The 12,569-nt window shown below is 73.6% G+C and carries 8 protein-coding genes; 1 reads left to right on the top strand and 7 read right to left on the bottom strand.

Annotation, left to right across the window (positions count from 1 at the left end):
• Window positions 1–31: 31 nt before the first annotated feature.
• The 3 genes from ACVGV0_RS01295 to ACVGV0_RS01285 form a co-directional block, all read right to left on the bottom strand.
• The gene (locus ACVGV0_RS01295) at window positions 32–1,249 is read right to left on the bottom strand and encodes a DNA polymerase III subunit delta' (RefSeq protein WP_459158011.1); all 1,218 of its coding nucleotides are present in this window, start codon (window positions 1,247–1,249) and stop codon (window positions 32–34) included.
• A gap of 59 nt (window positions 1,250–1,308) precedes the next feature.
• A complete protein-coding gene (gene topA, locus ACVGV0_RS01290; RefSeq protein WP_459158010.1) occupies window positions 1,309–4,224 on the bottom strand; it encodes a type I DNA topoisomerase in 2,916 nt (971 codons plus the stop codon).
• A 585-nt stretch (window positions 4,225–4,809) separates the two neighbouring features.
• A complete protein-coding gene (locus tag ACVGV0_RS01285; RefSeq protein ID WP_459159880.1) occupies window positions 4,810–7,107 on the bottom strand; it encodes a sodium-translocating pyrophosphatase in 2,298 nt (765 codons plus the stop codon).
• Window positions 7,108–7,653: 546 nt separating this feature from the next.
• Between ACVGV0_RS01285 and ACVGV0_RS01280 the strand changes: the two genes are divergently transcribed.
• Window positions 7,654–10,143 (top strand): DEAD/DEAH box helicase, encoded by a 2,490-nt coding sequence (locus ACVGV0_RS01280; protein WP_459158009.1) that lies wholly within the window; start codon window positions 7,654–7,656, stop codon window positions 10,141–10,143.
• A 137-nt stretch (window positions 10,144–10,280) separates the two neighbouring features.
• Here ACVGV0_RS01280 and ACVGV0_RS01275 read toward each other — a convergent pair whose 3' ends face one another.
• The 4 genes from ACVGV0_RS01275 to ACVGV0_RS01260 form a co-directional block, all read right to left on the bottom strand.
• The gene (locus ACVGV0_RS01275; RefSeq protein ID WP_459158008.1) at window positions 10,281–10,979 is read right to left on the bottom strand and encodes a bifunctional DNA primase/polymerase; all 699 of its coding nucleotides are present in this window, start codon (window positions 10,977–10,979) and stop codon (window positions 10,281–10,283) included.
• 266 nt (window positions 10,980–11,245) lie between these two features.
• A complete protein-coding gene (locus ACVGV0_RS01270) occupies window positions 11,246–11,719 on the bottom strand; it encodes an Rv3654c family TadE-like protein (protein WP_459158007.1) in 474 nt (157 codons plus the stop codon).
• A gap of 142 nt (window positions 11,720–11,861) precedes the next feature.
• Window positions 11,862–12,221: a TadE family type IV pilus minor pilin gene (locus tag ACVGV0_RS01265; protein ID WP_459158006.1), complete on the bottom strand. Its 360-nt coding sequence runs from the start codon at window positions 12,219–12,221 to the stop codon at window positions 11,862–11,864.
• Entirely contained in the window at window positions 12,218–12,529 is a 312-nt protein-coding gene (locus ACVGV0_RS01260) for a DUF4244 domain-containing protein (RefSeq protein ID WP_459158005.1), read from the bottom strand. The genes ACVGV0_RS01265 and ACVGV0_RS01260 overlap by 4 nt, the downstream gene beginning before the upstream one ends.
• Between the last annotated feature and the right edge of the window lie 40 nt (window positions 12,530–12,569).

Here is a 12,569-nt window from a genome sequence, read left to right as displayed (position 1 = left end):
GCGGTGGTCACGAGCACGGCCGCCGGACGGCTCAGCCGCGGTGGAGGGCGGCCACCATGGCCTCGACGGCCACGACGGGTTTGACGTTGCGCCCCAGCGCGCCGCGGCACTCCAGCACGGCCTCCAGCCGCCGCAGCGCCGACTCCGAGGTCCACTCGTGCGCCGCGCGTTCCGCGTCCCCGCGGAAGTCCGGGTGGTTCAACGGCACGTCCGCACCGGCCCGCAGCACGAGCACGTCGCGGAAGAACCCCGCCAGATCCACCAGCGCCAGGTCCAGCGCGTCCCGCTGCGAACGCGTCGCCCGCGACTTCTGCTTCTTCTCCAGCTCCTTCAGCGCCGCGTTCGCGCCCTTGGTCGCCTGCGCCGTGCCCTTGCCGGTACCGCCGGCACCCATCGCGGTGCGCAGCTGCTCCTTCTCCTCCTCGTCGCGCTCGGCGTTCGCCGCCTGCGCCTCGGCCTCGGCCGAGCTCACCAGCTCACCGGAGGCGGCGAACACCTCGGAGAAGCGGTTCAACCGCGCCGGGACCCGCAGCACCCGCTCGCGGCGCTCCCGCGCGTCCGCGTCCGTGGCGAGCCGCCGGGCGCGCCCGATGTGCCCGCCGCACACCGACGCCGCCCACCGCGCGCGCTCCGCGTCCACCCCGTCGCGCTCGCGCAGCACCTCGGCGATCGCCCCCGGCAGCGGGGTGCGCAGGTGCACCACGCGGCAGCGGGAGCGGATCGTCACCGACACGTCCTCGGGGTGGTCGGACGGGGCGCACAGCAGGAACACCGTCCGCGCCGGCGGTTCCTCCACGACCTTGAGCAGCGCGTTCGCCGCTCCTTCGGTGAGCCGGTCGGCGTCCTCGATGAGCACCACGCGCCACTGGCCGGTGGACGGCCTGCGCGCCGAGGCCTGCACGAGCGAGCGCATCTCCGAGACCGAGATGGACAGTCCTTCGGGCACGACGACGCGCACGTCCGCGTGCGTGCCGCCCTCCGTCGTGCGGCAGGCGGAGCACTCCCCGCACCCGGGCCGCTCCGGATCCGTGCACTGCAGCGCGGCGGCGAACGCGCGCGCCACCACCGAGCGGCCGGAGCCGGGCGGCCCGGTGAACAACCACGCGTGCGTCATCGCACCGCCGACGTCCGGTCCACCCGCAGCGGCGCGCCGCGCGGCCCGCACGGCGGAGGTCAGCGTCGCCACCGCGTCCGGTTGGCCGACGACCTCCGCCCACACGCCACCGGCCACCTCCGTGCCGGTCGTCATAGGTTCGCGCTCCCTCCGCTCCGGCACCCCGCGCGGCTGTCACCACGCGCACCCGACCGTCAGGCCGACTGCGCGGTGCCGGTCCTCGCTGAGCCGGAACTCTTCGACGACTTCCCGCCCGACGACTTTCCGTTCGGGGACTTCCCGCTCGACGACGTCGACGAGCTGCCCGTGCTCTTGGCCGAGCCACCGCCGCTCTTGGTCGACCCGCTCGCCGACTTCGACGACCCGGACTTGGCGGAGGACGAGGACGACTTCGACGACGTGCTCTTCTTGCCGGCGGACTTCTTCTTCGGCGGCGCCTTCGCCCGCCGCTCCTGGACCAGCTCCACCGCGCGCTCGAGCGTCAGCGACTCCACGTCATCGCCCTTGCGCAGCGAGGCGTTCGTCTCCCCGTCGGTGACGTACGGGCCGAACCGGCCGTCCTTGACGACGAGCTGCTTGGACGTGTCCGGTTCCTCGCCCATCTCCCGGAGCGGGGCCGCCGGGGCGCGCCGCCCGCGCTGCTTCGGCTGCTGGTACAGCTTCTTGGCCTCGTCCAGGGTGACCGTGAAGATCTGCTCCTCGGACTCCAGCGACCGCGAATCGGAGCCGCGCTTGAGGTACGGGCCGTACCGGCCGTTCTGCGCGGTGATCTCCTCCCCGGAGTCCGGGTCGGTGCCCACCACGCGCGGCAGCGACAGCAGCCGCAGCGCGTCCTCGAGCGTCACGGTGTCCAGCGACATCGACTTGAACAGGCTGCCCGTTCGGGGTTTGCTCCTGTCGCCCTCCGGCAGGACCTCCGTGACGTACGGGCCGAAGCGGCCCTCCTTGGCCACCACCTCGTGCCCGGTCTCCGGGTCGGTGCCGAGGCTGCGGCCCTCCATCGGCGTGGCGAACAGCTTCTCCGCCACCTGGGCGGTGAGCTCGTCCGGCGGCAGGTCCTCCGGCAGGTTCGCCCGCTGCGCGGAACCGTCGGCCAGCGGCCGCTCCAGGTACGGCCCGTAGCGGCCCACCCGGACGTAGACCGTGCGGTCCTCCTCGTCGGTGAACATGGGGATCGAGTTGACCTCGCGGGCGTCGATCTCCTCCACGCCGGAGCCGACGAGCTTCTTCAGCCCGCCCGCGCGGCCGATGGACCCCTCCGGGCCCACGTCGCCGCCGAAGTAGAACCCGTTCAACCAGCGGCTGCGCTCCTGCGCGCCCTCGGCGATGCGGTCGAGCTCGTCCTCCAGCGCGGCGGTGAAGTGGTAGTCCACGAGCCGGCCGAAGTGCTTCTCCAGCAGGCCGACCACGGCGAAGGCGATCCACGAGGGCACCAGCGCCGAGCCCTTGCGCCACACGTAACCGCGCTCCTGGACCGTGCTGATGATCGACGCGTACGTCGACGGGCGGCCGATGCCCAGCTCCTCCAGCGCCTTGACCAGGCTCGCCTCGGTGTACCGGGCGGGCGGGCTGGTCGAGTGCCCGTCCGGGTCCATCCCCGCCGCGGTGATGGCCTGGTCCTGCACCAGCGCGGGCAGGCGGGACTCCTGGTCATCGGCGACACCGCCGGCCTCCGAGTCCACCGACTCCACGTAGGCCTTGAGGAACCCGGGGAAGGTGATCGTGCGGCCCGAGGAGGCGAAGGTGCACTCCTCCCCGCTGGAGGCGGTGCCGGTGACCCGCACCGACAGCGTGGTGCCCTTCGCGTCGGCCATCTGCGAAGCGATCGTGCGCTGCCACACCAGCTCGTACAGCTTGTACTCGTCGGTGTCCAGCTCGGCGGCGACCTCCCCCGGCGTGCGGAAGGTGTCCCCCGCCGGGCGGATCGCCTCGTGCGCTTCCTGCGCGTTCTTGACCTTGCGGTTGTACTGCCGCGGCTGCCCCGACAGGTAGCTGTCGCCGTAGAGGTCGCGCGCCTGGTTGCGGGCCGCCGCGAGCGCCGTCTCGGACAGCGTCGTCGAGTCGGTCCGCATGTAGGTGATGTAGCCGTTCTCGTACAGCCGCTGCGCGGTGCGCATCGTCCGGTCCGCGGAGAACCGCAGCTTCCGGCTCGCCTCCTGCTGCAGCGTGGAGGTCATGAACGGCGCGTACGGCTTGCGGGTGTAGGGCTTCTCCTCGACCCGCGAGACGTGCAGGTCGGCCTCGGCGAGCGCCCCGGCGATCCGGCCGGCCTCCGCCTCGGTGAGCACGACCGCGTCGTCGCTCTTGAGCTGCCCGTCCGGGCCGAAGTCGCGTCCCGCGGCGAGCTTGCGGCCGTCCACGGAGACGAGGCGGGCGCTGAAGCGCCGCGGGTCGGCCTGCGCGCCCGCGTCCAGGGTGGCGGCGATGTCCCAGTACTCGGCGGGGACGAAGCTGATCCGCTCCCGCTCCCGCTGCACCACGATGCGCGTGGCCACGGACTGCACCCGGCCCGCCGAGAGCTTCGGCATGACCTTCTTCCACAGCACCGGGCTGACCTCGTAGCCGTACAGGCGGTCGAGGATGCGGCGGGTCTCCTGCGCGTCGACCATGTTCTGGTCCAGTTCGCGCGGGTTGGCCGCGGCGGCCCGGATGGCCGACTCGGTGATCTCGTGGAACACCATCCGGTGCACCGGGACGTTCGGCTGCAGCGTCTCCAGCAGGTGCCAGGCGATCGCCTCGCCCTCGCGGTCGCCGTCCGTGGCGAGGTAGAGCTCTTCGGCGCCGTCCAGCGCCTCGGACAGCTCCGAGACCGTGCCCTTCTTGTCGGCCGTGACCAGGTAGAGCGGTTCGAAGTCGTTGTCCACGTCCACGCCCAGCCGCGCCCAGGACTGGCCCTTGTACTCGGCGGGGACGTCCGCGGCTCCGCGCGGCAGGTCGCGGATGTGCCCGCGCGAGGACTCAACGACGAAGTCCGACCCGAGATAGGACGCGATCTTGCGCGCCTTCGCCGGGGACTCGACGATCACCAGCCGGTGACCGCCCGCCCCGTTCTGGGATGCGGAGGTCCTCGGAGTACCCCCGTTCTTCTTCGTCCGTGTCGACCCAGCCACGCTTACCTGCTCTCTTCTCGCGGAGGCGTTCGATCCTCCCTGTACTCAGCGGCATCATCGCCCGTCGGAGTGCGAGGCCCCCGGCTGCGGGGAGCGGTGCACCGGCGCATCCGTCGAATACCGCATGTCCCTTCCGTTCACTCGAGCGCACACCCGAACCACGAGTGCCGCGCGACCACGCGGGCGCCTCGACGGTCCTCAGTGTGCCCTCGCCAGGTGTGCCCCACTCTGCCGGGAACGCACAGGGTTGCACACAACACGACCCACGTCGCGCCCCGTACGAACGTAACGGGACACGTTCGGATTCCGATGCGTGACCCAGCGTGATGTGCGTCAAAGCGCGCCGGCCGCGGCCGGGTGCACCGCGGCGGTCGTGCAGCGCGGTGCTGCCGCCCGCCCCGCCGGGCCGCAACCGCGCGAGCGGGACGCGCCCGCCGGCTACCGCAGCGGGCCGGCGCCGAAACGCGCGAACCCGCCGCGGCACGGCGCGCGTGAGCATCCGCGCAGCGCAGTCGTACCACTGCACCACGCGGCGGCCCCGCGTGCGGGACACGCGGGGCCGCCGGGAGTGCTGCTCGCAGGACGTTACGCCGCCCCGTCGGGGAGCCGGTTCGGTGACTCCTCGTCGATCGCGGTGCTGCGCCGCTTCGACACGACGATGGCGGCGAGGATGACGAGCACGGCGACGACGGCGATGCTCACCCGCAGCGGGACCGAGGCCGCGTCACCGACGGTGACGGCCACCACGGCCGGCGCCACGAGCACCGAGACGAGGTTCATCACCTTCAGCAGCGGGTTGATCGACGGACCCGCGGTGTCCTTGAACGGGTCCCCGACGGTGTCGCCGATGACGGTCGCGGCGTGGGCCTCGGAGCCCTTGCCGCCGTGGTGGCCGTCCTCGACGAGCTTCTTCGAGTTGTCCCAGGCGCCGCCCGAGTTCGCCAGGAAGATCGCCATGAGCGTGCCGGTCGCGATCGCACCGGCGAGGTAGCCGGCCAGGGGCCCGACGCCGAGGCCGAAGCCCACGGCCACGGGGGCGAGCACGGCCAGCAGGCCCGGGGTGGCGAGTTCGCGCAGCGAATCGCGGGTGCAGATGTCCACCACCCGGCCGTACTCGGGGCGCTCGGTGCCGTCCATGATCCCGGGCTTGGCGTGGAACTGCCGCCGCACCTCGTAGACGACCGCCCCGGCCGCGCGGGACACGGCGTTGATCGCCAGACCGGCGAACAGGAACACCACACCGGCGCCGATCACCACGCCGACGAGCACGTTCGGCGCGTACACGAGGTACTCGCCGGGGCTGAGCGCACCGCCGATGCCGGCCAGCGCCTGCCCGATCGCGTCGGTGTAGGAGCCGAACAGCGCGGTCGCGGCGAGCACGGCCGTGGCGATCGCGATGCCCTTGGTGATCGCCTTGGTCGTGTTGCCGACGGCGTCGAGCTCGGTCAGCACCTGCTCCCCCTCGCCCTCGAGCTCGCCGGACATCTCGGCGATGCCCTGGGCGTTGTCGGCGACCGGGCCGAAGGTGTCCATGGCGACGATGACGCCCACCGTGGTGAGCAGGCCGGTACCGGCGAGCGCCACGGCGAACAGCGCCACCGCCAGCGACCCGGACAGCAGGAACGCGGCGAACACGGCCGCTGCGATCACCAGCGCGGTGTACACGGCCGACTCGAAGCCGACGGAGATGCCGGAGAGGATGACGGTCGCCGGTCCCGTCCGGGAAGCCCGACCGACGTCCCGCACCGGCCGCGTCTCGGTGGCGGTGAAGTAGCCGGTGAGCTTGAGGATGACGACGGCGAGCACGATGCCGATGACCACGGCGCTCAGCGCCACCACCGCGGGGTTGCCGGCGGTGGCGGTGATCTCCGGGGGCACGCCGGTCAGCCCGGAGAAGGAGTGCGGCAGGTAGATCAGCGCCGCCGCGGCCGAGGCCACCGCCGCGATCGCAGCGGAGATGTAGAAGGAGCGGTTGATCGCGGTCAGCGCTCCCTCGTCCCGGCGCGCCCGGGTGATGTACACGCCGAGCACGGCGGTGACGACGCCGATCGCCGGCACGATCAGCGGGAACAGCAGCCCGTGCATCCCGAAGGCCGCGGTGCCGAGGATCAGCGCGGCCACCAGCGTCACCGCGTAGGACTCGAACAGGTCGGCGGCCATGCCGGCGCAGTCGCCGACGTTGTCGCCCACGTTGTCGGCGATCGTGGCCGCGTTGCGCGGGTCGTCCTCGGGGATGTTGTGCTCCACCTTGCCGACGAGGTCGGCACCGACGTCGGCGGCCTTGGTGAAGATGCCGCCGCCGACGCGCATGAACATGGCCAGCAGGGCGGCGCCGAAGCCGAACCCTTCCAGCACGCGCGGCGCGTCACCGGCGTAGACCAGCACCACCAGCGCCGCGCCGAACAGCCCGAGCCCGACGGTGGTCATGCCGACGACACCGCCGGTGCGGAAGGCGATCCGCATGGCGCGCTCCCGCGCCCCCGCGGACTCGCGGGCCGCCGCGGCCACGCGCAAGTTCGCGCGGGTGGACAGCCACATGCCGAGGTAGCCGATGAGCCCGGAGAAGGCGGCACCGGCGAGGAAGAACAGCGAGCGGCCGATGCTCTCGGCCACGCTTTCGGCGGGCAGCGCGAACAGCGCGAAGAACACGATGACGGCGAAGACCGCCAGGGTGCGGAACTGCCGGTTGAGGTAGGCCGAGGCGCCTTCCTGGACGGCCGTGGCGATGTCCTGCATCCGCGGGGTGCCCTGGCCGGCGGCGAGGACTTCGCGGATGAGCAGGTACCCGAGGGCGAGGGCGCCCAGCGCGATGACCATGACCACGCCGACGATCGTGTAGTCGGCACCGCCGAGGGCGATCGGTGCGTGCTGGGCGAGATCCATCCGGGGGTGCGAACTCGGTGGTGCAGCGCCCTGAGCCCAGCCATCGAGGCCCGCAGCGGGGCCCGGCCACGGCTCGGCCGGCATCAGCAGGGACATCCGTCCTCCTGGTTCGTGCTCGGTTCGGTGCCGGTGTCGCACGTGCGCGGCGCTCGCCGGCGCGTGCGAGACGGCCTCGCCCGGTGCGACCGCAGGTCGACCGCGGCGACGTCGTGATCGCGCAGTCTATGCCGGAATCAAGTGTCGTACCTCACCGTGTGATAGCTCACTCGCCCTGACGTGGGCATTCAACCGCAATTGATCGATTCAGCACCGCCGCTTATCCCTCGAAAGCAGTGCTCGTGATTTGGTCCGAACGGGTGTCATGAGGTATTGAGGGCCGCTCCGCGTGTCCGCGGAGGCTCGGACAGCGCGTCCGCACCCCCGCAGCGCCGGCCCGCACCGACCCCGCCGCGGCGCGAACAATGCCGGATCGAGTGAGTTCCCGCGTCCCGCACCGGCCGCCCGGCGCCGCACACCGCGCACCCCCGCTGTGCGAGGCTGCTGACCGTGCGCACGACCAGCGACGAACACGGCCGGCGGTTACTGGACCGCGTCCTCGCCGGGGCCCGCGCCGAGGACACCGCCGAGGCGGAGGGCCCGCTGCGCCACGTCGCCGACCTGCCCCCGCGCCCCGCCCGCCACGCCGACTGGCCGGACTGGGCGCCCGCCGAACTCGTCGACGCGCTGAACGCCCGCGGCACCGCACGCCCCTGGACCCACCAGCGCGCCGGCGCGGACACCGCCCGGGCCGGGCAGCACGTCGTCATCGCCACCGGGACCGCGTCCGGCAAATCCCTCGCGTACCAGCTGCCGATCCTCTCCGCCCTGCACGACGACGAGGCGGCCACGGCGCTGTACCTGGCCCCCACCAAGGCCCTCGCCGCCGACCAGCTGCGCGGCGCCCGCGAACTCGACCTGCCCGGAACCCGGCCCGCCGCCTACGACGGCGACACCCCGCGCGGCGAGCGCGACTGGGCCCGCGCGCACGGGCGGTGGATCTTCACCAACCCCGACATGCTGCACCACGGCGTCCTCCCGGGGCACCAGCGCTGGGCGCGGTTCCTGCGCAACCTGCGCTACGTCGTCATCGACGAGTGCCACGGCTACCGCGGCGTGTTCGGCTCCCACGTGGCGCTGCTGCTGCGCCGCCTGCGCCGCGTGGCCCGGCACTACGGCGCCGAGCCGGTGTTCGTGCTCGCCTCGGCCACCGTGGCCCGGCCCGAGGAGATGGCCGCGCGGCTGACCGGCGTCGACTGCACCGCGATCACCGAGGACGGATCACCCCGGGGACAGCGGACCGTGGCCTTCTGGGAACCGCCGCTGCTGCCCGACGTCACAGGGGAGAACGGCGCACCGGTGCGCCGCGGGTCCGGCACCGAGGCCGCGCGGCTGATGACCGATCTCGTCGTCGAGGACGCGCGGACCCTCGCGTTCGTGCGCTCCCGGCGCGGCGTGGAGACCGCCGCGCTCACCGCGCGCCGCGCGCTGGGCGAGGTGGCACCGGAACTGCCCGAACGCGTCGCCTCCTACCGCGGCGGCTACCTGCCGGAGGAGCGCCGCGCGCTCGAGCGGGCGCTCGTCTCCGGCGAGCTCCGCGCCGTGGCCACGACGAACGCGCTCGAGCTCGGCGTGGACATCGCCGGGCTCGACGCCGTGCTCATCGCCGGCTACCCCGGAACGCTCGCCTCCTTCTGGCAGCAGGCCGGACGCGCCGGCCGCGAAGGGGCCGGGGCGCTGGTCGTCTTCATCGCCCGGGACGAACCGCTGGACACCTACCTCGTCGGCAATCCGGGCGCGATCCTGGACCGCCCGGTGGAAACCACCGTGCTCGACCCGACCAACCCGTACGTCCTCGAACCGCACGTGGTCTGCGCCGCCGCGGAGCTGCCGCTCGGGCGGGAGGACCTGGCCGTCCTCGGCGGGGAGGCCGCGGAATCCGCGGTGTCCGCGCTCACCGCCGACGGGGTGCTGCGCGCCCGCCCCCGCGGGTGGTTCTGGACCAGCCGGAAACGACCGCACGGCGACGTCGAACTGCGCGGCACCGGTGGGCAGCCCGTCGCCGTCGTGGAAGCCGACACGGGGCGGATGCTCGGCACCGTCGACCCCGGATCGGCCTGCTCCACGGTGCACGAGGGCGCGGTCTACCTGCACCGCGGCGAGTCCTTCGTCGTCGACGAGCTCGACCTCGACGAGGGCATCGCCCTGGTGCACGCGGAGAATCCGGAGTGGACCACCTCGCCGCGGGAGACCACCGACATCTCCGTGCTGCGCACCGTGGACAGCCGCGTCCCCCGCCGCGATGCGCGCGCGGGGGCGAGCGCCGGGGAGGGCGCCCGCAGCGCGGCCGCGCCGGAGGGCAGCGCCGGTGGGGGCGGTGCCGCCGCGGACGGCGTCACCGAGGAGGGCGCCGCCGGGGAGGGCGCGGTCGCGGTGAGCCTCGGCGAGGTCGACGTCACCTCGCAGGTGGTGGGCTACTTGCGGAAGCTGCCGTCCGGCGAGGTGCTCGACCAGGTGGCGCTCGACCTGCCGGAGCAGACCCTGCGCACCCGAGCCGTCTGGTACAGCGTTCCCCAGGAGCTGTTGATGAGCAGCGCGCCGGGGGGCGCCGGTCTGGAACCGGCGCGCCTCCCCGGCGCGCTGCATGCCGCCGAGCACGCGGCGATCGGCCTGCTACCGCTGTTCGCGACCTGCGACCGCTGGGACATCGGCGGAGTGTCCACCGCCGTGCATCCGGACACCGGGGAGGCAACGGTGTTCGTGCACGACGGGCATCCGGGCGGTGCCGGATTCGCCGATCGCGCTTACGCAGCGATCGTCCCGTGGTTGGCCGCGACGCGGGAGGCGATCGCCTCCTGCGAGTGCCCGGCCGGCTGCCCGTCCTGCGTTCAGTCGCCGAAGTGCGGAAACGGCAACGAACCGCTGGACAAGGCAGGGGCAGTGGCCGTCCTCGACACGGTGCTGGCCGCTTGGGGAGAGCCGGTCGCGTCCGGGGGCTGAGTCACCGGTGTGCGGCTCCGTGGCCGTTGCGGCGGAATGAGCACGGGAGGGGAAGCGCGTTCATCCCGCATCGGCCACGTCGGGGGTGAGCCGGGTGCGCGGTGTCATCGGCGACTCACGCGACCGACCGGTCCCCGTCAGCGACCTGCCATGAGGAGGTCGACCACATCGGTGGCCTGTTCTGTTGTGGATGGGTTCATGGCCGCGCACAGCGCGTTGCGCACGTACTCCGCGGAGGGCAGCTGCCACCCGCACAGCTCCGGCTGGACGCGCCAGTGCACGACCCCGTGCGGGAAAGCACTGGGAGGCAGGGGGATCCAGCTGCCTCCCCCGTGGATGCCGATCCGCTCATCCCGTTCCTCGGCCAGCTCGTCCAGCAGGTGCCCGACGAGCTCCTCGTCGCGGGTGAGGAAGTACCACCGGCCCAGCGGGTTCGCCGCGATCGGCGCCGGCGAACCGGCGGTGCGCAGGTACCCCGCGGCGCGGCGGCCGAGATCGGCGTCGACCTCGAACGCGTTGGCCCCCCGCCCGGTGGCCAGCAGCAGGCTGTACGGACGTTCCGCCCACCACTCGGCCAGTTCGGTCGCGGACAGCTCGGGGAAACCCGCCCAGTCCGCGTGCACCGGTTCCGGGAGGCCGGCCCGGCTGCTTCCCGCCGGGGAACCGGGGTTCCCGCGCCGCTCGCCGTGCTGCGAGAGGGTTCCCGGCCGGATCGCCCAACCGCGCGTCGCCAGTTCGATGGCCTGGACGCGCAGCTCGATCCGGTCCGAGGTCAGCCCGGCCGGGGATGCCGGGACGCTGCGGACGGCGTGCTGCCACTCCGCCGACGAATCCATGTCTTCCAGCCTCCTTGCGCGAAAGCGCACCCCGCCGGTGGTTCGACGCCCCGCGCGGTGCCGGGGCGGCGTCGGGGAACCACCTCGCTGCGACGTCGTTGTCGCACCTTCCAACGGCGTGCCCACACCCTTACTGAACGGCATCGGCCCCGGGCCTGTGTAGAGGCCCATCGACGACCGGTCGGGTTCCCGCGACGAATGCGCCCGGCCGCTCAGACGCGCCGAAGAGGCGCACCGCGGTTCAGCGGCGGAGCACTCACCGTTCATCACGGCCTCCTCGGCGTCCGCGACCGTTCATCGTCGTCACCCGCCCGCTCGTCGTGGCCGCGGCGGTGCCCGCCCGGTCTGCCGTGCGGTGCACCTTCGGGCCCTCCGATCGGCTGCGCCCGCACCGGTCCGGCTCGCGCTCGCGCGCCGATCAGGCCCCAGTCTCCACCCGAGGAGCCCCGCTCACCGCGCACGTGCACCCGCGCGTCCCGGGAGGACACCGAGCACTCGGTGAGCACCCCGCCCATCCGGTCCACCACCCCCGCCGCCCGCGCGCAGGCCAGCTCGGGCCCGAACGGGGCGTGCGCCGCCGCGGCGATCGCGGCCAGGTCGGCCGCCCCCGCGATGCGGTGGCGCTGCCACAGCGCCGCGGCCGCGTGCAGCACGAGCACGAGAACACCCGCCATCGCGAGGGCGAGCACCGCGGCGACGACCGTGGCCGCGCCGCGGTCCCCGCGCAGCGTCACCTTCACCTGCAGCACACTCCTTCCGTTGCAGTACGCGTGGCACCGCGCCCGCGCCGACGCGAGCGCGGTGCGGGCCCTGCGGTGCGGGGCTGCCGTGCGGGCCCCGCGGTGCGGGGCCGCAACTGCCCGGACGGGCCCGCCCGCCGCGCTACGGGGAGGGCGCACCCGGTTCCCGGGCCGCCACGGCCTCGGCGGTCACGCGCAGGTCCAGCACCCCGGTGGGCGCTGGTACCACCACCTCGGCCCGCACGTACTCGGCATCGCCGGAGAAGCGGAGGCTCGCCCCCTTCGGAGCGAGCTGCGCGAGCGCCGCGTGCGCGCGCTCGCGGTCCCCGCGCGCCGCCATCCGGGCCGCCTCGACGGCGGCGTCGGTGCACCGCAGCTGCGCGACGGCGGCGCCGACGCCCAGCAGGAGCAGCGCGAAAACCGCCACGACGGCGCAGATTCCCACCGCCGCTTCGACGGTGACCGCGCCGCGGTCGGAGCCCGCTGCTGCGCGGCGCGTCATACCGGCACGTCCTGCAAGCCGCGCTCGATCAGGGAGGTCACCGCATCCCGCACGCCGTCGCTGGTGACAACCGCGTAGAGCACGGAGGCGAAGGCCGCCGCGGCGATGGTCCCCATCGCGTACTCCGCGGTGCTCATGCCCGCGTCCCCGCGCAGCGCACCCGCCGCGGCGCGCACCGCGGACCGCCACCCGGCGATGATCGTCCACAGCGGACGGATGCGGGCCTCCGCCGCGGAGCGGTGGATCCACCTCGCGCTGCGCGAACGCGCGCGCACAACGCGCACTCCACGCACATCCCGAACGTTCACCTCGTCCTCCTCTTCGGACTCCTCGTCACGACCTTCGAGC

The organism is Salinifilum ghardaiensis (assembly GCF_054491345.1).
The sequence above is the reverse complement of the archived record's forward strand: the minus strand, read 5'-3'. Positions and strand labels throughout refer to the sequence as shown.